15 protein-coding genes are annotated in these 20,260 nt (G+C 63.1%); 10 read left to right on the forward strand and 5 right to left on the reverse strand.

From position 1 onward, the window contains the following. Nucleotides 1-230 precede the first annotated feature (230 nt). Nucleotides 231-1,718, forward strand: a complete 1,488-nt coding sequence (locus P3T25_RS17685; protein ID WP_097393560.1) for a DEAD/DEAH box helicase — start codon at nucleotides 231-233, stop codon at nucleotides 1,716-1,718. 116 nt (nucleotides 1,719-1,834) lie between these two features. Here the strand turns inward: P3T25_RS17685 and gluQRS are convergent, their stop codons facing one another. Together gluQRS and P3T25_RS17695 are read right to left on the reverse strand one after the other, a co-directional pair. After that, on the reverse strand, nucleotides 1,835-2,719 hold the full coding sequence (gene gluQRS / locus P3T25_RS17690) for a tRNA glutamyl-Q(34) synthetase GluQRS (protein WP_154562169.1): 885 nt from the start codon (nucleotides 2,717-2,719) through the stop codon (nucleotides 1,835-1,837). A gap of 127 nt (nucleotides 2,720-2,846) precedes the next feature. After that, complete coding sequence (locus tag P3T25_RS17695; protein WP_154562171.1) at nucleotides 2,847-3,710, reverse strand: sulfurtransferase; 864 nt, start codon at nucleotides 3,708-3,710, stop codon at nucleotides 2,847-2,849. Nucleotides 3,711-3,982: 272 nt separating this feature from the next. Between P3T25_RS17695 and dnaE the strand changes: the two genes are divergently transcribed. Then, nucleotides 3,983-7,564: a DNA polymerase III subunit alpha gene (gene dnaE, locus P3T25_RS17700; protein WP_154562173.1), complete on the forward strand. Its 3,582-nt coding sequence runs from the start codon at nucleotides 3,983-3,985 to the stop codon at nucleotides 7,562-7,564. 59 nt (nucleotides 7,565-7,623) lie between these two features. Here dnaE and P3T25_RS17705 read toward each other — a convergent pair whose 3' ends face one another. Next, nucleotides 7,624-8,385: a glycosyltransferase family 2 protein gene (locus P3T25_RS17705; protein ID WP_154562175.1), complete on the reverse strand. Its 762-nt coding sequence runs from the start codon at nucleotides 8,383-8,385 to the stop codon at nucleotides 7,624-7,626. A 240-nt stretch (nucleotides 8,386-8,625) separates the two neighbouring features. Here P3T25_RS17705 and msbA point away from each other — a divergent pair, with 240 nt between their 5' ends. The 5 genes from msbA (at nucleotide 8,626) to P3T25_RS17730 (ending at nucleotide 15,693) form a co-directional block, all read left to right on the forward strand. Next, a complete protein-coding gene (msbA, locus tag P3T25_RS17710) occupies nucleotides 8,626-10,419 on the forward strand; it encodes a lipid A export permease/ATP-binding protein MsbA (protein WP_154562177.1) in 1,794 nt (597 codons plus the stop codon). A gap of 118 nt (nucleotides 10,420-10,537) precedes the next feature. Then, complete coding sequence (locus P3T25_RS17715; protein WP_154562179.1) at nucleotides 10,538-11,614, forward strand: glycosyltransferase family 4 protein; 1,077 nt, start codon at nucleotides 10,538-10,540, stop codon at nucleotides 11,612-11,614. Nucleotides 11,615-11,963: 349 nt separating this feature from the next. Beyond that, nucleotides 11,964-13,091 (forward strand): glycosyltransferase family 9 protein, encoded by a 1,128-nt coding sequence (locus tag P3T25_RS17720; RefSeq protein WP_154562181.1) that lies wholly within the window; start codon nucleotides 11,964-11,966, stop codon nucleotides 13,089-13,091. Further along, nucleotides 13,091-14,437 (forward strand): O-antigen ligase family protein, encoded by a 1,347-nt coding sequence (locus tag P3T25_RS17725; protein ID WP_429358535.1) that lies wholly within the window; start codon nucleotides 13,091-13,093, stop codon nucleotides 14,435-14,437. The genes P3T25_RS17720 and P3T25_RS17725 overlap by 1 nt, the downstream gene beginning before the upstream one ends. Before the next feature lie 5 nt (nucleotides 14,438-14,442). After that, nucleotides 14,443-15,693 (forward strand): glycosyltransferase, encoded by a 1,251-nt coding sequence (locus tag P3T25_RS17730; RefSeq protein ID WP_429358536.1) that lies wholly within the window; start codon nucleotides 14,443-14,445, stop codon nucleotides 15,691-15,693. A 14-nt stretch (nucleotides 15,694-15,707) separates the two neighbouring features. On the opposite strand, the gene P3T25_RS17735 is transcribed toward P3T25_RS17730, so the two are convergent. Both P3T25_RS17735 and P3T25_RS17740 read right to left on the reverse strand, forming a co-directional pair. Beyond that, nucleotides 15,708-16,028 carry a hypothetical protein gene (locus P3T25_RS17735; RefSeq protein ID WP_154562187.1) on the reverse strand — a complete coding sequence of 107 codons (321 nt, stop codon included), beginning with the start codon at nucleotides 16,026-16,028 and terminating at the stop codon, nucleotides 15,708-15,710. 87 nt (nucleotides 16,029-16,115) lie between these two features. After that, nucleotides 16,116-16,664, reverse strand: coding sequence for an ester cyclase (locus P3T25_RS17740; protein ID WP_429358537.1), 549 nt, complete (start codon nucleotides 16,662-16,664; stop codon nucleotides 16,116-16,118). 216 nt (nucleotides 16,665-16,880) lie between these two features. Between P3T25_RS17740 and P3T25_RS17745 the strand changes: the two genes are divergently transcribed. The 3 genes from P3T25_RS17745 to P3T25_RS17755 all read left to right on the forward strand — a co-directional run bounded on the left by P3T25_RS17745 (nucleotide 16,881) and on the right by P3T25_RS17755 (nucleotide 19,987). Beyond that, complete coding sequence (locus P3T25_RS17745; RefSeq protein WP_154562191.1) at nucleotides 16,881-17,804, forward strand: recombination-associated protein RdgC; 924 nt, start codon at nucleotides 16,881-16,883, stop codon at nucleotides 17,802-17,804. A gap of 238 nt (nucleotides 17,805-18,042) precedes the next feature. After that, entirely contained in the window at nucleotides 18,043-18,396 is a 354-nt protein-coding gene (locus tag P3T25_RS17750) for a hypothetical protein (RefSeq protein WP_154562193.1), read from the forward strand. A 169-nt stretch (nucleotides 18,397-18,565) separates the two neighbouring features. Beyond that, nucleotides 18,566-19,987, forward strand: coding sequence for an HdeD family acid-resistance protein (locus tag P3T25_RS17755; protein WP_429358538.1), 1,422 nt, complete (start codon nucleotides 18,566-18,568; stop codon nucleotides 19,985-19,987). Nucleotides 19,988-20,260: the final 273 nt, after the last annotated feature.

Below are 20,260 nucleotides of genomic sequence, written 5' to 3' on the forward strand. Positions count from 1 at the left end.
CGTCGACGTAAGCAGAAAGCCGGCAGATGCGCCATGAGTGTTTTTGCTGAAGTGCTACAATACCGGCCTTTCCGGCGGGTGTTTCCGCCGGCCGGAGCCGGCCGCATTTTTCCCGTAATACTGACGGGTCCCGTGCGGAACGCCGTGGCTCCGCCTTCATCCTGATGCCCTCTGCGGTTCCGACCGCTGCCGCGCGCACCGCGCCAAGCGCATTTTTAGCGAAAGCCACCATGTCCGACACAGCCGTCACGCCCAGTACTGCGACTTTTGATCAATTCGGTCTCGCGCCCGACATCCTGAAAGCCGTCAAAGAATCGGGCTACACCATCCCTACGCCGATCCAGGAGCAGGCGATTCCCGTCGTGCTGGCCGGCCGGGACATGATGGGTGCCGCGCAAACCGGCACCGGCAAGACCGCGAGCTTCTCGCTGCCGATCATCCAGCGCTTGCTGCCGCAGGCCAGCACGAGCGCATCGCCCGCCCGCCATCCGGTGCGCGCGCTGATCCTCACGCCGACCCGCGAACTGGCCGACCAGGTGGCGGCGAACGTGCAGTCGTACGCGAAGCACACGGCGCTGCGCAGCGCCGTGGTGTTCGGCGGTGTCGATATGAATCCGCAGTCCGAGCAACTGCGCCGCGGCGTCGAAATTCTGATCGCGACGCCAGGCCGTCTGCTCGATCACGTGCAACAGAAAACCGCCAATCTCGGCCAGGTGCAGATCCTCGTGCTCGACGAAGCCGACCGGATGCTCGACATGGGCTTCCTGCCGGATTTGCAGCGCATCCTGAACCTGCTGCCGAAGGAACGTCAGACGCTGCTGTTTTCGGCTACGTTCTCGGGCGAAATCAAGAAACTGGCCGCCACGTATCTGCGCGACCCGCAGACCATCGAAGTCGCGCGCAGCAATTCGACTGCGACCAATGTGACGCAGATCGTTTATGAAGTGGCCGAGGGCGACAAGACCGGCGCTGTCGTTAAGCTGATTCGCGACCGCGGCCTCAAGCAGGTAATCGTATTCTGTAACAGCAAGATCGGCGCGAGCCGGCTGGCGCGCAGCCTGGAGCGCGACGGTGTGATCGCTACGGCGATTCACGGTGACCGGACCCAGAATGAACGGATGCAGGCTCTGGATGCGTTCAAGCGTGGCGAGATCGAGGCTTTGGTGGCGACCGACGTCGCTGCGCGCGGTTTGGACATTGCCGAGCTGCCCGCCGTGATCAATTTCGATCTGCCGTTCAATGCGGAAGATTATGTGCACCGGATTGGCCGTACCGGGCGTGCTGGGGCTTCCGGCGATGCGTTGTCGCTGTGCAGCCCGAATGAGCGCAAGCAGCTTGCCGACATCGAGAAGCTGATCAAGCGGCCTTTGGAAGTGCAACACCTGACTGTCGATACGCCGGTGCGGCATCACCATGAAGAGCGTCCGCCGCGGCGCGAGCGCGTGGATGGCCGTGCAGAGGGCCGCGACGAGCGGGGCGGTCGCCGGCGTTCGGGGGCTTCGTCCTCGGGTTCGTTCGATCGGCCGCATCATCATCGTGCGCAGCCTGTGGATGATTTCTTCCTCAAGCCTTATGAGCCTTCGGCAGCGTCTGTGAGGAAGGTTGAAGAGGCGGCTGCCTCGTCTGCTGCTGCTCCGCAGAAGTCGACTTCCAAGCAGCCGTTGGCTGCGTTGCTCGGTGGGTTTGGGATGCCGAGGAAGTCGCCGTCGTCTACCTGATGCCCGGCTTTTTGCCTTGGTCTTGTTGTTTTTAGTGTTTCTTTTCTGAGCGCTTCCTTTCTGCGCGGTTCACTGGCGCTGCCTCTGTTCGGGGCGGCCGCTACGCCTCGCTGCCATCACACTCGCACGCCCGTGCGCTGCGCCCATGCTGCCGTCGCGGCTGCATAAAAACCCTCTAGCGTAGTATGCGCAGTCCCGTCTAATCCAAGCCCCAGATGACGAGCGGCTGCGCTCAGCGCTTCAAACGGTTTGTCATTGTCCAGCGCAGTTGCGCCGTTTTGCTTGCTGAGCTTTTCGCCCTCATCGTTCGTGACCACCGGTACGTGCAAATACTCCGGCGTCGGCACGCCCAGGCAACGCTGCAGGTAGATCTGCCGCGCTGTTGAATCCATCAAGTCCGCGCCGCGCACGATATGCGTAATCCCCGCGTCCGCATCGTCGACCACCACCGCCAGTTGGTATGCCCACTGATCGTCAGCGCGTCTCAGGACGAAGTCGCCGACCTCGGTGGCCAGGTTCTGCGTCTGTTTGCCCTGCCAGCGGTCCTCGAATGTGATCACCGCGGCATCGCCGTCGGGTACGCGCAGGCGCCATGCGCGCGCCGGTTTGCCATGCAGGCCGCTGCGGCAGGTGCCAGGGTAGGCGAGCGTGGTGTTGCGCGCGTGCGCATGCAGCAGCGAGTCGGCAATCTCCTTGCGCGTGCAGCCGCATGGATAGACCAGGCCGCCAACTTTCAATTGCTCGAATGCTTCCTGATAGCGCGCAATACGATGGCTTTGCCAGACGGGCGGCTCGTCAGCGTGCATGCCGAAGCGTTCGAGAGTGGACAGAATCTCCTCGGCCGCGCCTGGGACGGTGCGAGGCCCGTCGATGTCTTCGACGCGCACCAGCCACGCGCCGCGATGCGCGCGCGCGTCCAGCCAGCTTGCGAGCGCGCTCACCAGTGAGCCGAAATGCAAGGGCCCGGTAGGCGACGGCGCGAAGCGTCCACGATAGGTCATGGGTTCGATCGGTGTGTTGATGCGCAAATACGATGAACAACTGAGGGACCCATGCCGCTCAGCCAAGAATCCGTATGGGGGCGGCGGGCCGCAACGTGAAGGTGCCCGCCCGCTGCAACCGCCCGCATCAGGCGGCGTGCGCCGCCTTGCTGTCCGGATGGCATTCCGGACACGTCTTGCCCGCCACGTACATTGGCGATTGCTGCGCTTCCGGCGGCACCACCGCGCGGCAGCCGAAGCATTGCACGGTCGCGGTCGGCTCCAGTTGCGGATTCAGCGCGGTGCGGTAGTCGAATACGAAGCAGTCGCCGTGATAGTGCGCGCCGCCGACTTCCTCGAAATACTTCAGGATGCCGCCTTCGAGCTGGTACACGTTCTCGATGCCGACTTCCTTCATGTGGATCGCCGCCTTCTCGCAACGAATCCCGCCTGTGCAGAACGACACCACCGTCTTGCCTTCGAGATCGGCGCGGTTTTGTTCGATGACTTCGGGAAATTCGCTGAATTTCGTAATGCGGTAGTCGAGCGCGTCATCGAACGTGCCGACGTCCACTTCGAACGCATTGCGTGTGTCCAGCATGACGACGGGGCGACCTTCGTCGTCATGGCCGCGGTCGAGCCAGGTTTTCAGCGTGGGGGCGTCGACGAACGGCGCGCGGCCAAGCTCCGGCCGGATCGCCGGCTTTTTCATCGTGATGATCTCGCGCTTGAGCTTGACCAGCATGCGGGTGAACGGCTGTTTGTCCGACAGGCTTTCCTTGAACTGCAGATTGACGAACTTGCCTTCGAACAGCGCGTCGTGACGGATGTAGTCGATGAACGCGTTTGTGGCTTCGCGCGTGCCGGCGACGAACAGGTTGATGCCTTCCGGCGCCAGCAGGATGGTGCCGCGCAAGCCGAGCGCATTACAGCGCTCCGTAACGAACGGGCGCCATGCGGCGGTGTCTTCGATGGTCGCGAAATGATACGCGGCGAGATTGACGATACTCATGTGTGTCCAGCGGTAAGAAGTGGCCGCGCGGAAAACGGGGCGCATTGAAAACGCCCGCATTCAAACTCCATGCGGCGCGGCCACGTCGAAAAGGGCGAAACCCGTATTATCCCTCAAGCCGGCGCTTTGGCCGACTCGGCCGAATGGCCAACCCTTTGCGGCAGCGCAAATCGCCTGCACAACACCGGTGTGCGGCGCGCTCGCGTTTCTGTCCTAAGCCGAACGGCTAACGCGCGGTTTTGCCCTGAAAACTCCGGAAGGGTGGAGTTACAATGTCGCCCATGTCAGATCCCCGCTTCGTTCATCTTCGCGTCCACTCCGAATTCTCGATTGCCGATGGCATCGTGCGTCTTGACGACATCGTCAAGGCCGCTGCCAAAGACGGTCAGGGTGCGCTCGCCCTCACCGACCTCGGCAACGCGTTCGGCCTCGTCCGCTTCTACAAGGAAGCCCGCGGCAAAGGGGTCAAACCCATTGCCGGCTGCGACGTCTGGATTACCAATCCCGACGACCGCGAGAAGCCTTCCCGCTTGCTGCTGCTGGTCAAGAACCGGCGCGGCTATTTGAATCTGTGCGAGTTGCTCAGCAAGGCATCGCTCACCAACCAGTATCGCGGCCGTGCGGAAATCGAAGCCGGATGGCTCGAATCCGGTCTGGGTGAAGGCCTGCTCGCGTTGTCGGGCGCGCAACAGGGCGACATTGCCCTCGCGCTCGCCGCCGGTAACGAAGAAGCGGCCAAACGCAATGCATTGCATTGGGCGAAGGTGTTTCCTGGCGGCTTCTATATCGAACTGCAACGGTGTGGTCAGCCGGGCGGCGAGCAGTACGTGCAGCAGGCGGTCGCGCTCGCGGCGTCGCTGAAATTGCCGGTGGTGGCCACTCACCCCATGCAGTTCATGACGCCGGACGATTTCACCGCGCACGAAGCGCGCGTGTGTATTTCCGAAGGCGACATCCTGGCGAATCCGCGCCGCTCGAAACGCTTTACGTCCGAGCAGTATTTCCGTACGCAGGAAGAAATGGCGGGGCTGTTCGCGGACCTTCCGTCGGCGCTTGCCAATAGTGTCGAAATCGCCAAGCGCTGCAACCTGACGCTCGAACTCGGCAAGCCCAAGCTGCCGCTCTTTCCGACACCCGACGGCATGTCGCTCGACGACTACCTCGTGCAATTGTCAAAAGAGGGCCTCGAAAAGCGTCTCGAACAGTTGTACCCGGATGCGGCCGAGCGCGAGGCGCAGCGCGGGACGTATTACCAGCGCCTCGAATTCGAGTGCGGCACGATCATCAAGATGGGCTTTCCGGGCTACTTCCTGATCGTTGCGGACTTTATCAACTGGGCCAAGAACAACGGCGTGCCGGTCGGTCCGGGCCGGGGTTCGGGCGCAGGTTCGCTGGTCGCGTATGCGCTCGGCGTGACCGATCTCGATCCGCTGCGCTACAACCTGCTGTTCGAGCGTTTCCTGAATCCGGAACGGGTCTCGATGCCCGACTTCGACATCGACTTCTGCCAGCACGGCCGCGACCGTGTGATTCAGTACGTGAAGGACAAGTACGGCGCGGACGCCGTGTCGCAGATCGCCACCTTCGGCACGATGGCGGCGAAAGCGGCGGTGCGCGACATCGGCCGCGTGCTCGATCTCGGCTATATGTTTACGGACGGCATCGCCAAGCTGATTCCGTTCAAGCCGGGCAAGCACGTCACCATCGCCGACGCGATGAAGGAAGAGCCGCTCCTGCAGGAGCGCTTCGATAACGAAGACGAAGTGCATCAGCTGCTTGAACTCGCGCAGCGCGTGGAAGGCCTCACGCGTAACGTCGGTATGCACGCCGGCGGCGTGCTGATCGCGCCCGGCAAGCTGACCGATTTCTGCCCGCTCTATACGCAGGGCGACGAAAGCGGCGTCGTGAGCCAGTACGACAAGGACGACGTCGAAGCCGTCGGCCTCGTGAAGTTCGACTTTTTGGGCCTCACCACGCTGACCATTCTGGATTGGGCCGAGCGCTATATCCGCCGTCTCGATCCGTCGAAGAAAGACTGGTCGCTCGCGCAGGTGCCGCTCGACGATGCGGCGTCGTTCTCGATCCTAAAGAAAGCGAACACGGTTGCCGTGTTCCAGCTGGAAAGCCGCGGCATGCAAGGCATGCTGAAAGACGCGCAGCCTGACCGCTTCGAGGACATCATCGCGCTGGTGGCGTTGTACCGTCCGGGCCCAATGGACCTGATTCCGAGCTTCTGTGCGCGTAAGCACGGCCGCGAAGTGGTGGAGTATCCGGATCCGCGTGTTGAATCTGTTCTGAAAGAGACCTACGGCATCATGGTCTACCAGGAGCAGGTGATGCAGATGGCGCAGATCATCGGCGGCTACTCGCTGGGCGGCGCCGACTTGCTGCGTCGCGCGATGGGTAAGAAGAAGGCCGAGGAAATGGCCGAGCATCGCGAGCTGTTCCGCCAGGGCGCCGCGAAGAACGGGCTGGCCGGCGAGAAGGCCGACGAAATTTTCGACTTGATGGAGAAGTTCGCGGGCTACGGCTTCAACAAGTCGCACGCGGCGGCGTATGCGCTGCTTGCGTACTACACCGCATGGCTGAAGGCACACCATCCGGCCGAATTCATGGCGGCGAATATGTCGCTCGCCATGGACGACACGGACAAGGTCAAGATCCTGTTCGAGGACTGCCTCACGAACAAGATGGCCGTGCTGCCGCCGGACGTCAATCTGTCGGCGTACCGGTTCGAGCCGGTCGCGGAAGCGGACGGCAAGCGCTCGAAAACGATCCGCTACGGTCTCGGCGCGATCAAGGGCAGCGGCCAGAACGCGATCGAAGAAATCCTGCGTGCACGCGAAGAAGGTCCGTTCATCGACATCTTCGACTTCTGCAACCGGGTCGACCGCCGGATCGTCAATCGCCGGACGGTGGAAGCATTGATCCGCGCCGGTGCGTTCGACACGCTGCATGCGAATCGCGCACAGTTGATCGCCTCCGTCTCGCTGGCCATGGAAGCCGCCGAGCAGGCAAGCGCCAATGCGATGCAGGCGGGCCTGTTCGATATGGGCGACGCGCCCTCGCAAGGTCACGAACTGGTCGACGAGCCGGAATGGCCGGAAAAGAAGAAGCTGCAGGAAGAGAAGGCCGCGCTCGGCTTCTACCTGTCGGGCCATCTGTTCGATGCCTACAAGAATGAAGTGCGCCGTTTCGTGCGCCAGAAGATCGGCGAATTGAAGGAAGGGCGCGACAAGCTGGTCGCGGGTGTGATCGCGTCGCTGCGTACGCAGATGACCCAGCGCGGCAAGATGCTGATCGCGCTGCTCGACGACGGCACCGGTCAATGCGAAGTGACCGTCTTCAACGAGACCTTTGAAGCGCACAAACAGCTATTCAAGGAAGACGAATTACTGGTGGTGCAGGGCCAGGCGCGTAACGACGCGTTCACCGGCGGCATCCGTTTCACGGTCGACACGGTGATGGATCTCGGCCGCGCGCGTTGCCGTTATGCGGAAGCCGTGAAGGTGCAGATGAACGGCAATGCGGACGCGTTGGCGTTGCGGCGTGTGCTCGAAGCGCATAGCGCGGGTAAGGACGAGCCGCAAGCTACGCCGGCGCCGGCGGCGTCATCGCGTGGTGGCAATGGAGGCGGGGGTGGTGGTGGCCGCAACGGCGGCGGTTATGGCGGCGGTGGCCAGCGCCAGGCTGTGCAGATTCCGAACGGCCTCGCGGTGCAGGTGGTCTATCGCAGCGAAAACGCGCAAGGCGAAATGCGTCTGGGCGATGCGTGGCGCGTGAAGCCGACTGACGAACTGCTCGCGGCATTGCGCGGTGAGTTTGCCGGAAGCTCGATCGAAATCGTTTATTGATGTCTGGTTGGCCCGCGCGGTTGCGTGGGTGTGGGCCAACCGTTGGCGAGCCGTGGCCCCTAGCGCCGCGTCTGCTCCCCCATCCGCGCCAGCTTCAGAAACCGGTAGTACACCGTTTCGGCATTGAACACCGCGATCATAAAACCCGCGCGGCCGTCGAGAAATCCACGTCGAAGCACATAGGTCCGCACGAACGCCCACGCGCCGCGCCCGAGCGCCTTGCCAAAACTGCCGCGCTTGCCCGCTGCGTGACGTTGCTGCGCACCCGCCGTCGAATACGCGTCGAGTTTGCGCAATACGCCTTCGAAGTCCTCATAGGAGTAGTGCATCAGCTTGCCGGTCAGTCGCTGCGACGGCGTGTCGAACACCAGGCGCTCGTGCACGAGGTCGTCGGAGAAACGCGCGGCGCCACGTTTGAACAGGCGCGGAATCCAGTCCGGATACCAGCCACTGTGATGAATCCAGTGGCCGCAAAAGCTCGACAACCTGTCCACCGCGTAGACATCGGCGGTAGGTGCGGCCAGCGCCGCACGGATCGCCGCAGCCAGTTCCGGCGTGACGATTTCGTCGGCGTCGAGCGAGAGAATCCAACTGGTGGTCAGCGCCTCCACGGCGCGGTTTTTTTGCGGGCCGAAGCCCGGCCAGTCGGTTTGCTCGAGCACGCGCGCTCCATGTGCCCGGGCGATGTCGGCGGTACCGTCGGTGCTGCCGCCGTCGATCACGACGATCTGATCGGCGAAGGCCACGGCCTGCAGGCATTCGGCCAGTCGCGCCGCCGCGTTTTTGGTGATGATGGCGACGCCGAGGGTGGTTTCTTGCATACCTGAATTGCGTGGAGGGCGCAGGGTGACGGAATGAGTCGCGCAAGTATACACAGCGCGCGGTGGCCGTGGCCGGACACGTCCGCCGGCCGCTATCGGCCTGTGAATCCGGCCGAATCTGGCCAATTCATCACTACCGGCCGGGCAATCCGCAACCGTTTACAATGCCGTATTTAATTTTACGTGCTGCGGGCATTCCGCCCGCAGCACGGATGCTGTCCCGCATTCCCAGAGGATTCCTTGAGCGCGAAGCCTACGTTAAGCAAACCCATCGGTTCAGGTGAGGCATCGTCGCCTGCCGTCGTCTTCCGGCGCTTGTGGCCATATATCAAGCCGCTGTTGTGGGTGGTGATCGGCGCGATTGTCGCAATGGCGGCGAGCGCCGGCACCGACGCGGCGATTCCCGCCTTGCTCAAACCGCTGCTGGACAAAGGTTTCGGCGCGCATGCCAACGACAACGCCAAGTGGTTCGTACCGGCCGCCGTGATCGGCCTCGCGCTGATTCGCGGCGTGTCGCAATACGCTTCGGGTTATCTGCTCGCCTACGTATCGAACAAGATCCTGCTCGATCTGCGCCTGAAGATGTTCGACCGCATGATCCACACGAGCGTGGCGTTCTTCCAGCGCGAAACCGCGAGCACCGTGATCAACGCGATCGTCTTCGAGGTGAACCAGATTCTCAACGTGCTGTTGAGCGTGTTGGTCACACTGGTGCGCGATTCGCTGACAGTCCTCTTCCTGCTCGGCTACCTGTTTTATCTGAACTGGCGCCTGACGCTGATCGTCGCGGTGCTGCTGCCCGGGATCGGCTGGCTGGTGGGCAAGATCAACCGCCGCTTGCGGCGCCTGAACCGCGAGCATCAACTGCTGACCAACGAACTGTCGTACATCGTCGAAGAGACGGTGGGCGGCTACAAGGTCGTCAAGGTGCACAACGGCGAGCAGTACGAGACGGACCGCTTCACGGCGATGAGCAAGCGTCTGCGCGGCTACGCCATGCGCATGACCGTGTCCGGCGGCCTCGCGCAACCGTTGACGCAGTTCCTCGCGTCGATTGCGCTCGCCGTGGTGATTACGATTGCTGTGGTGCAGTCGTCGTCGGATCAAACCACAGTCGGCGGCTTTGTGGCGTTCGTCACTTCGATGCTGCTGATCATCTCGCCGCTGAAGCACCTGATGGACGTGAACCAGCCGCTGCAGCGCGGCATGACGGCGTGCGAGCTGATTTTCGGTCTGATCGACGAACCCTCCGAACCGGAAGGCGGCGGCAAGCCGCTCGAGCGGGCCCGTGGCGAAGTGGAATTCCGCGACGTGTCGTTCACCTACGGCAGCAACGCCACGCATGGCCGCCACACGCTCGATCAGGTGTCGTTCAAGGTGGCGCCGGGCGAAATGGTGGCGCTCGCGGGGCCGTCGGGCAGCGGCAAGACCACGCTGGTGAATCTGCTGCCGCGCTTTTTCGATCCGACCGGTGGCGAGATTCTGGTCGACGGCGTCGCGTTGCCAGAATACGGGCTGCACGCGCTGCGCAGCCAGATCGCGATGGTGAGCCAGGACGTGGTGCTGTTCAACGATACGGTGGCGAACAATGTCGCTTATGGCCAGCCGGCCGATCCGGACAAGGTCAGGGCGGCGCTGCGTGCGGCGAACCTGTGGGACACCGTCGAGGCGATGCCCAATGGCATCGATACGCTGGTCGGCGACAACGGCATGATGCTCTCGGGCGGTCAACGCCAGCGTCTGGCGATTGCGCGCGCGATCTACAAGGACGCGCCGATCCTGATTCTCGACGAAGCCACCTCGGCGCTGGATTCGGAATCCGAGCGCCACGTGCAGGCGGCGCTGGAAACCTTGATGAAGGGCCGAACCACGCTGGTCATCGCGCACCGCCTGTCGACCATTGAGCGCGCCAACCGGATTCTGGTGATGGAAACGGGGCGGATCGTCGAGAGCGGCAGTCATCGCGAACTGCTCGCGCAAAATGGTCTGTACGCGCATTTGCATCGCATCCAGTTCCAGCAGGACGCAGCGTAAAGCGCACGACACGACACGTCATCGGCCATGCGGATCTCCATTCATGCGGTCCGCTAGCCCGGACCGCGCATGACTTACCCCCGTAACAATTGACGAGGCGCTGGCGCGCGCTGTCTGAATGAAGAAACTTGGACTCTCCAGTAACGCCTTACAGCACAGCGGCGGTTTCGAGCGCTACGCAATGGATCTCGTGCGCGGCCTTGCCGCGCTCGGCGTCGAACCGGCCTTTTTCGCGCGTCGTTTCGACACGTCGCTGCCGGAATGCAAGTTGGTCGAGCCCCACCGCATCAACGTCTCGTTCCTGCCGGGTAAGCTGCGCGACCACTGGTTTTCGTGGCGGCTGCGCGCCGCGCGCCGCGCGGCGCACGTCGACGTGCTGATCGGCTGTAACCGTGTCGACTCGTCTGACGTAGCGATCTGCGGCGGTACGCATCTCGGTTTCTTGCGGGCGACGGGACGCGCGCAGAAGCGTTCGGACCGCTGGCAAATTGCGCTCGAGCGCCGCCAATACGAGCGCTCGAAGGTCGTGGTGGCGCATTCGAAACTGATGCACGACGAGTTGCGCGAACTGTACGGTGTCGACGAGGCGAAGATCCGCGTGTTGTTTCCACCCGTGGACGGCACGCGCTTCGCGCCGACCGATGCCGCGACGCGCGCCGCCTTGCGTCAGAAATACGGTTTCGCCGATGACGAGATCGTCCTGCTGTTTCCGTCGAGCAGCCACGAGCGCAAGGGTTTGCCGCTCATCGAAGCCGCGCTGCGCGACACGGCGCTGCCCGTGGTGGTGGCCGTGGCCGGGCGGCCTCCCGCGCGCGCGTCCGAACGGCTACGCTATATCGGCTACGTGAAAGAGCTCGCGGAGTGTTATCAAGCCGCGGACTTCACGATCCTCGCATCGACCTATGAGCCGTTCGGCTTAGTGGGCATCGAATCGGTGATGTGCGGCACGCCGGTTATTTTCCCGTCGAGTATCGGTTGCTGCGATGCGATCGCCCCGCATGCGAAATTCGTTTTCGCACCGGCCGACCTCGCCGACCTGCGCGTGACACTCGAGCGAGCGGTGCGGGAGTATCGCGACGGCACGCGTCGCGCGCCGCCGGAACTCGCCCGCGACGCGGTGCTTTACGACCCGGGCGTTGCCGCTCACGCTGGCGCGCTGTTGACGCTGGCGAGGCAGATCGACGCCGCGTGTTAAGGGCCGCCGCGGCGTTGCCGCAGAAGAGGCGGGCGGGCCTCCTGGCGCGGCTTCGCATCGTTCCGCGGCAGGGGCACATGTTATAATTTTCAGATATCGAGGCTCGAACTCAAACTCAATTCGAGCCGAACACCCCTATATTTCATCGAGCTTTCCATGCCGGCCTGGACAGGCGGCGGGCTAGAGGCGCCGTCCCGAACCGCGCCAGCCCGCTGTGACGGGGCCGTAGCCGCCGCACTGGAGGCCTTCTTGAAGAATACCGTTGGAGATTGTGTATGGCGAACGCGACCTCGCGCCGGGTATCGGCGTACAGCAAGATCGCGGCGGGAACCAACGCGCCGATGAGCCCATGAGTCGGCTTGCCGGGCGTCTTCGTATCTTTGCGCGGGCCATCCCGCGACTCCTGATCAAGCCTTTGCGCCGCGAGCCGCGGCACGTGCGCCGTATCCTGATTGCGCACCATCTATTGCTAGGCGACACGCTGCTGCTCACTCCGCTGCTCGCCAAGCTGCGGGCGCAATATCCGCAAGCGCAGATCGTTCTCAACTGTCCGAAGGCGATCTTGCCGCTGTATGCGGGGCGGCCTTTCGGCGTCACAGCCTTGCCGTTCGATCCGCGTGATTCGAAGTCGGTGCGGGACGTTTTGCTTTCCGGACCTTACGACCTCGGCATAGTGCTCGGCGACAATCGTCATAGCTGGCTCGCGTTGGGCGCGGGTTGCCGCTGGATCATCGGACACGCGGGCGATGATCCAGCCTGGAAGAACTGGCCGCTCAACCGGAGCGTGCCGTATCCCGCCGCGCCGGCGGCCTGGGCCGACCTCGCCACAGAACTGATCGACGGGCCGCCACCGCGCGCCTACCGGCCTACCGACTGGAGCGCGCCGCAACACGTAGCGCTACCCGAGCCGGCGCAACTGGCGAAGCCTTACGTCGTGCTCCATCCGGGCGCGAGCAGCAGCGTCAAACGCTGGCCCAACGCGCGCTGGCGTGAGCTTGCGCAACGCGTGGAAGCTCTCGGCTATCTGCCGGTATGGACCGGCGGGCCCGGCGAAGCGGAACTGATTCGCGCGATCGACCCGGACCCAAGCCATCCGAACCTGGCGGCGCGGCTCGGTCTCGGCGAGTTGTGGCATCTGTTTGCCGGTGCGCAAGCCGTGGTTTGTCCCGATACCGGCGTGGCGCATCTGGGGCGTCTGATTGGGGTGCCGACGCTCGCGCTGTTTGGGCCGGGCAACGCGTTGATTCACGGTGCGGGCCGCTTTTGGTGCGAGGTGCCGTTCGTGCCGATTACGATCGCCGATATGCCGTGCCGCGATCAGCCTTTTATTTTTCGCCGCGAGGTAGCATGGGTGCGGCGCTGTGATCGCAACGAGACGACCTGCGTCGCGTGGCGCGGCGACCATGCCGACTGTATGGGCCGGCTGTCGGTCGAGTCGGTATACAACGCTTTGCAAACTGTTCTGGTGAAAGTGTAATGACTCACGCTGCTGCGCGAGTGGAGCGCGTGTTCTGGGTTGCGTGTCCAGTCATTCTGTTTGTGGTGATGTTCGGCCACATGACGGCGATCGTCTTCAATGCGCTGGCCCTGATGGCGCTCGGCGTCCTGGCGGCGGCCTGCTCGCCGAACCGGCCGTCGGTGTTGCACTGGCCGCTGGTGCTGCCCATTGCGGGTTGGGCCGGCTGGAGTCTGGCGTCGGTCGCGTGGTCCATGTATCCAATGGTCAGTCTGCACGCGTGGTGCGACGAGGTGCTTTATCCGCTGGTGTCGTTCTGGGGCTTCTGGCTGTTCGGCACTCAACTGAGGCGGCCGGCGCCCGTGGTGCTCGTCAACTGGGTCGCCTGCGTGGCGCTCGGCGCCATCAGCGCGTTCAACTGGGGGCATCTGCAACCGCCCACCGCCAACACCTTCCCGCTGCATTTCTACAACCGTGTCGGTCACACGAGCACACTCGCGGTATTTGCCATGCCGCTCTTCGCGGGCTTCATGATGCGGCTGCGTTGGCGTGTGATCGGCGCAAGCGGTATTGTGCTGTGCCTTTTCATCGGACTGGCGACGCTCAACCGGTTCTTCTGGCCGGCCGCCGCCGTCACGCTTCTGATCGCGCTGTTCCCGCTATACCGGCGCCGTCTGCTGCTGTCGGTGCTGGTCATTGCCGTGGTGGGCGCGGTCAGCGTCGGCACGCTCGAGTTCAGCGCCCGTCTGCGGACGGCCGGCGCCGTGCCTGCTGTCACGCAGGCGCGCGATGTCGTGATCGACGGTCATCAGGTCTACGTGCCGGGCTCGCTGTCCGCAATCGGCGACACGGTATCGGCCGACACGCGCCCGAAGCTGTGGGCGTTTTATATCGGTGAAGCCGAGCGTCATGCGTGGGTCGGGGTTGGCTTCGGCAAGCCGCTGCCAGGTATCGTCTATCGCAGCGAGGTGCCAGCCAGTTTGCTGACGGTCGAACCGCAAGCGCTGACGCACGCGCACAACCTGTTCATCAACACGTGGTTGCAGACGGGAGTCATTGGAGTCGTGCTCCAGAGCGCGCTGTTGCTGTGCCTCATCGCGCGTTTCTGGCGGCTGCGGCGGGTTGAACCCTGGTTGTGTGCTGCGGGCGTGGCGCTCGTGGCCGGCATGATCGCGAAAAATACCACCGATGATTTCATGTGGCAGACCACTATGCTCGCGTTCTGGGCTTTTGCGGGGCTGCTGCTGGGTTGCGCGGAGCAAGTCGACGCTTCGGGTGGGATGGCGCCCGAAACCGCACGGAGGAAATCCACGGTGATAGGCAGCGAACAGCGGCGCGAAGCGCCGACGGCAGAGTTGGGCGAATAACCAGGATGACGAACGCGAACCCTCACGCTACTGAAGCTGACCGCCCGCCGCTGCGCATCCTGTTTCATATCAACGATTTCGGAAAAGGCGGCACCGAGACCGCGCTGCTGTCCTGGCTGAAGACGCTCGACCGGCGGCTGTTCGCGCCGAGCCTGTCGGTGGCCTATCCGACCGACGACCTGTCGTTCTGGCGCGCGCAGTCGATACCCGCCGATGTGCCTGTGCACGTCCTTGCCTCGTCGAAATGGATGTACGCGCTTCATCAGGCGGCTCGTCGGCGCAGACTCGGTGTCGGCGTGAAGTTATTGCACAAGCTGTTGACCTACTGCGCCATCCGGCCGCTGGCGGCGTTTCGTATGCGGCGTCTCGCAAAGCAGCACGATCTGATCTGCGATTTCGATTTTTCGCTGCGCCATCTGGCGGGCAGTTGCGACGTGCCCTGGTTCGGCGTGAGCCATTTCAGCCTCGCGGCGCGGCTCGGCAGCAAGAGCAAGCGTTACGTCGCCCGTCGCGTTAGGCATTATTCGCGTTACTCGGCGATCGCCGTGCTGACCCCCGCCATGCTGAACGAGGCGCAAGAACTCTTTTCGGCAACCGGCCCGGACATTGTCGAATTGCCGAATGTGATCGACGTCGACGCACTGCGGCGCGCGGCGCGCGCGGAGATCGAACGTCCGGCGGAGTCGTTCATCGTTTCGGTGGCGCGTCTGGACGAAGGTCAGAAGGACCACAAGACGCTGTTGCGAGCCTACGCTCAGGTACGCAAGGGCGGCCGCTGCGAAGCGGTGCTCGTCCTGATCGGCGAGGGGCGGGACCGGCGCGAGCTCGAGCAACTCGCCGACGAATTGGGCATCGGCGCTTCGGTGCATTTTCTGGGTTTCTGTGCCAATCCGCCGCCCTATATCCGTCAGGCGAAGTTGCTCGTATTGAGTAGCCGCTACGAGGGTTTCGGCATGGTGCTCGGCGAGGCCATGGCGCTCGGCACACCGGTGCTTTCGGCGGATTGCCCAACCGGTCCGCGGGATTTGCTGGAGGGCGGCAAGGCCGGCCTGCTAGTGCCGCCGGGAGACGTGGACGCGATGGCGCGCGCAATCGAGCGGCTACTCAAGGACACCGAGCTACGCCAGAGTCTCGTGCAGGCGGCACTGCGAAAAGTCGAGACGTTCACGCCCGCAAGCGCCAACCAGCGGATGCTGGACCTCGCGCTACGTCTTTTGACGAAGCAGGACGCGCTGAGCGTGCAAATGCCTCGCTGAACCGCAAACGAGGTTCACACCCCGCCCGTCACCAGCGGCAGCACCGTTAAATCCGGGTGCGTGCCGTCGACGATGCTGCGACCCACATGCACACCCTCGTAGAGCGCGTCTTCCATGCCGGCGAAGCTCTCTTCGCCATCCGGATGGAACGGCACCGCATGCCCCGGGATGGCCGGATCGGCGCCCGGATGGCACACGTAACCGACATACGTGTAGCGGTTATCAGGCGCGGCCGACGGCTTCGTTTCGTCGGGCGGATTTTTCGGGAAGGGCGCCACGTGAATTTCGAAACCCTCGTACTCCACCATCTGCCAAGGTGCGGTTTCATCGGCCATGGCCGCCTCCGTCTTTGTCGTGCGCTTCTCAAAAAGTCTAGCTGATTTGAACGTAAAGCGCGCCTCAAGACTGATGGGGCTAAACCACTATGGTTTGATCGCCCTGAGCTGTTTGTGCAGGGTCAGATTGTCTTCGAGGTGCCAGTTTTCGACGATGCGGCCGCCCTCCACGCGATAAAGATCGAAAGCCTGGAAGTCGACGGTCTGGCCATTGCCGTCGAGGTTCTGGAACTGCCCGGTGAAGTGCCCATAGAAATGCAGATGAACCGATGCGCGATCGCCCGCCACCACGAGGTCGTCGATTTCGGCGTGCAGGTCAGGCACCGCCGCGCGAAACCCCTTCGATGCCTGCAACGGACCGCTCGGACCTTGCTGCCGGCCGTCCGGCAAGGTGCGGTCGACGAACGCCGGTGACAGTGCGAGTTTCGCGTAGGCCTCGTCGCCAGTATTCCAGAACGCGGCGTAGCGACGCGCGGTCCGCACGATCGCGGCGCTCTTCGCCGAAGCGGAGTCGACGGCAATGTGATGGGGCACTGGCAAGGTGTCAGCGCTCGCTGCGTGTGCGCTCACGGCGCCGGCGAGGCCCGCTGCGAGCAGCGCGTGACTGGCAAATCTGTAAATGAAGGTTGGGGACATGACACGCTCCGGAGAAGTTGATTTGATGAAACGCATTCTCTGGCTAACGGCTGTGTTTGATAATCGGTCTGTTGCTTAAAGGATTTTCGAGTTTGATTTGAAAATCATCGTTGCGGTGGCGTCGCGTCGGCACCGAGCGTGCGGGCACGCGCCCGACCACGTCATCTTCTCCGAGTCATATAGAATGACGCGCTTTGCCCATACAAGACCCCGCCAATGTGGTTCAAAAACCTTCAGTTGCACCGTCTTCCCGCTCCGTGGTCCGTCACCCCTGAACAAATGGAGAAATGGCTCGCGCCGCACGCGTTCGCGCCCGGCAACAGCGTCGAGATGCAAAGCCACGGCTGGGCGTCGCCGCGCGACAACGACTCGCTGGTGTATTCGCTCAATGGCCAGATGCTGCTGGTGTTTCGCGCCGAAAAGAAACTGCTGCCGGCTTCGGTCGTCACGCAAGTGACCAAGGCGCGTGCGCTCGAACTCGAAGAGCAGCAGGGCTTCAAACCTGGCCGCAAGCAGATGCGCGAACTCAAGGAGCAGGTGACCGACGAACTGCTACCGCGCGCCTTCAGCATTCGTCGCGATACGCGCGTGTGGATCGATACCAGGAACGGCTGGCTCGTGATCGACGCGGGCTCGCAAGCGGTCGCCGACGAAGTGCGCGGCCTGCTGGTGAAGTCGATCGATCAACTGCCGCTCGGCACCGTGCGCGTCACGCAATCTCCGGTGGCGGCGATGACCGGATGGCTGCTTTCCGGCGAGGGTCCCGCGGGCTTCACGCTCGACCAGGACACCGAATTGCGCTCGCCGACGGAAGGCAACGCGACGGTGCGCTACGTCGGACATACTTTGGATGCCGAAGATATGCGCCGTCATATCGAAGCCGGCAAGCAATGCATGCGTCTCGCGATGACGTGGAACGATCGCGTGTCGTTCGTGCTGACGCCTTCGTTGATAATCAAGCGCATCGCGCCGCTCGATGTCCTCAAGGAAGCAAGCGACCCCACCGCGCAGAACGACGACGAGCGCTTCGATTCCGACGTCACGCTGATGACCGCCGAACTCGATCGCATGCTGTGCGATCTGCTCGACGCATTGGGTGGAGAGCAGGGCATGGAAATGCCGCAAGCCGCGGCTGCCTGAGTGACATTCGCCGGAACTGCGTTTGTCCGTTGCAGGCCGGCGCGTCGAGAATGCTTCGCGCCGGCGCTTATTAAGCCAGATTATGGTTATCTGAATCCGGCTTAATAAAATTTACCCTTCATGTCCCGGCCGTCACACTGTTTGTGCTGACGGTTCAAGCCGTCAGGAACCTTCCGATCCATTGACGCGCGCCACGCTTTCCATCATGCGAGTCGCGTCATCCTGACCAGGACTCGACATGAAAATCGCCCACTTGATGATCGCCCTCGGCCTTGCCTGTGCCGTCTCTGCCACCTCCACTGCCATGGCTGCCAACGCGACGTATCCTCCCGCGCCGCTGCCAGCGTACGCGCAGGACGAATTGCAGAAGGTGATCGACGCCGCAACGGGGCCGTTGCCCGCTGCACAGACTTCATCGACTGCGCCACAAAGCGCGGCAACCCCGCAAAGCCCCGCCGTGTTGCCGAACGGTCCTTATGCCACCCCGCGCATCTCGCCGCACGATGATGAACCGCATGCGGCCGCGAGTGCGAGCAAGCGCGGCGCACGTCCGTCGAAGGCGCATCGGCATGAGCGCCACAAGTACGTCTGAGGATCTTGCTGCGATCGTGCGGTGTCGATGCACGATGCATTCGCGAAGCGGCGCTGCGTGAAAGCGTCATCACGCGCAGACCACCGCTACACCGAACCCGTTCGCGCCAGCGCCGTGAATATGGTTAAGATTGCGTTCAGAAAGGCGCATCGATCACGGAGGGCTTGCAATGGTTCGACTGGTTATGATCCTGCTGGGTGTCGATTACCTACGCGCGCGCTGGCGCTCGTTGCAGTTGATCGGCTGGGTGAGCCTCGTGCTCGGTGTGGTGGTGTTCATCGACGCGCTCGATAGCGCGCTCTATTTCCCGATTACGCCGTTTGCGCTGTTGCTGTTGCTCGAAGGGCTCGCTACGCTGACCGTCGCGTGGACTGGCATGGGCGGGCAACGCACGCTGCGCTATGTGAAGGGCATCGCATTCTGCTTTGCGGCGGCGCTGATTCTCGCCGGCCATCATCACGGCAACTTCATTCTGTCGATGATCTTCGGCACGCTCTTTCTCGCCGACGGTCTGCTGCAGATCGTTTCCGCGAAGGTCGTTCGTTATCGCACCTGGCGGCTCGCGATGATAGGTGGGGGTGTTGAAATCGCGCTGGCGGTTTTCTTCTATCAGCCTTATCCGACGCACTATGTGGGCACCGTGCCGTACTGTCTCGGCCTCGGTCTGATATTCGGCGGCTGGAACCTGATTCTGCTGAGTACACGCGTGCGGCGTCTCGCCTCGAATCCCGCAGTGGCGTCGGATGATGCAAGCGCGGATGCGGCCAACTCTGCGGCGGGTGCGGTCGCGCCCGGTCGGTTGAGCGCGGTGGAATGGGACGGCCCGCCCAGCGCCGATGAAGATGCGTTGACCGTGCACGTGTGGACGCCGGTCGGCTCGGCCAAGGGCGAGGCGCGGCGGCAGTTGATCGTCGATCGTTATATTGCGGCGGTGGATCGTAACGGCGTGATATCGACCGGGCATGCCGCGCTCGAATCGCCTGAAGGCATCTACATCAGCTTATATCCGGGCGTCGAGATCGATCGTTCACCCGACGATTTCGCGCGGCTTCTGCGCGCGACGCGCGAGAACGACGTGCCCGGTGTTTTTCAGCCCGACTACCCGACCGAATCGAAAGCGTGGTGTCCGTCCACGGTTCAGGTGCGCATACGCAATTACGATCCCGCGCGTCTGCGCCGTTTCTGGGACACCTATCGTCAGGACACGACCTACAACCTGACACACCGCAATTGCTCGAGCAGCGTATCGCGCGCGCTGGAAGCGGCGATCGAAGGCGCGTCGGCGCGGGTATGGGGCAACCTCGGCGGATGGCGGCCGTTTCTGCGGGTGATGACGACGCCGGAGTTGTGGGTGGCTGCGCAACTGCGCAAACGCGCCGCGACGATGGCGTGGACACCGGGCCTCACGCTCGACTATGCCCGCGCGCTCAGCATGCTCGCCGACCCGCGTCCGTCGGGTTGGGTGAAGATGGCGCGCCTCGCCGTGCGCAGAATGGTGCGTTCGCGGCAGGAGTGGCGCGAGGAAGAGCGTGGCGCGCCGGCCGCGCAGGAAGCCGGGCCCAGCCGCGCCGCCAGTACTGTGCGCGATTGAGGCGCTTGATGCGCTCGATGCTGGCGCGCCGCACGGGGCCTGCCCGACTTCGACGTCACTGTAGAAACAGTAGGCGTATCAAGCGCTTGCCGATTTTGCCGGGTAGTTATGCACAGATTTGCGAACAGATTCTGTTGATAACTTCCGCGAGCGCGCCACCTCCGGCCAAATGAGTGATTTCAACCAATATGGCGGGTGTATGCTCAAAGCGAAAGCTTGTCGATGACAGCACCTCACCACGCCGAACCTTGTTCGTGGCTCTTTCAGGATCAA

Source organism: Paraburkholderia sp. GAS32, from assembly GCF_050434225.1.
In the GTDB taxonomy this organism is placed as follows: Bacteria; Pseudomonadota; Gammaproteobacteria; order Burkholderiales; family Burkholderiaceae; genus Paraburkholderia; species Paraburkholderia madseniana.

What these genes read in the sequence shown, in the direction of transcription:
- dnaE (WP_154562173.1), top strand. Translation starts at nt 3,983, where the DNA reads ATGTCGCCCATGTCAGATCCCCGCTTCGTTCATCTTCGCGTCCACTCC.
- P3T25_RS17750 (WP_154562193.1), top strand. Translation starts at nt 18,043, where the DNA reads ATGAAAATCGCCCACTTGATGATCGCCCTCGGCCTTGCCTGTGCCGTC.
- P3T25_RS17705 (WP_154562175.1), bottom strand. Translation starts at nt 8,385, where the DNA reads ATGCAAGAAACCACCCTCGGCGTCGCCATCATCACCAAAAACGCGGCG.
- P3T25_RS17755 (WP_429358538.1), top strand. Translation starts at nt 18,566, where the DNA reads ATGGTTCGACTGGTTATGATCCTGCTGGGTGTCGATTACCTACGCGCG.
- P3T25_RS17715 (WP_154562179.1), top strand. Translation starts at nt 10,538, where the DNA reads ATGAAGAAACTTGGACTCTCCAGTAACGCCTTACAGCACAGCGGCGGT.
- P3T25_RS17695 (WP_154562171.1), bottom strand. Translation starts at nt 3,710, where the DNA reads ATGAGTATCGTCAATCTCGCCGCGTATCATTTCGCGACCATCGAAGAC.
- P3T25_RS17740 (WP_429358537.1), bottom strand. Translation starts at nt 16,664, where the DNA reads ATGTCCCCAACCTTCATTTACAGATTTGCCAGTCACGCGCTGCTCGCA.
- P3T25_RS17685 (WP_097393560.1), top strand. Translation starts at nt 231, where the DNA reads ATGTCCGACACAGCCGTCACGCCCAGTACTGCGACTTTTGATCAATTC.
- P3T25_RS17725 (WP_429358535.1), top strand. Translation starts at nt 13,091, where the DNA reads ATGACTCACGCTGCTGCGCGAGTGGAGCGCGTGTTCTGGGTTGCGTGT.
- P3T25_RS17735 (WP_154562187.1), bottom strand. Translation starts at nt 16,028, where the DNA reads ATGGCCGATGAAACCGCACCTTGGCAGATGGTGGAGTACGAGGGTTTC.
- gluQRS (WP_154562169.1), bottom strand. Translation starts at nt 2,719, where the DNA reads ATGACCTATCGTGGACGCTTCGCGCCGTCGCCTACCGGGCCCTTGCAT.
- P3T25_RS17720 (WP_154562181.1), top strand. Translation starts at nt 11,964, where the DNA reads ATGAGTCGGCTTGCCGGGCGTCTTCGTATCTTTGCGCGGGCCATCCCG.
- P3T25_RS17730 (WP_429358536.1), top strand. Translation starts at nt 14,443, where the DNA reads ATGACGAACGCGAACCCTCACGCTACTGAAGCTGACCGCCCGCCGCTG.
- P3T25_RS17745 (WP_154562191.1), top strand. Translation starts at nt 16,881, where the DNA reads ATGTGGTTCAAAAACCTTCAGTTGCACCGTCTTCCCGCTCCGTGGTCC.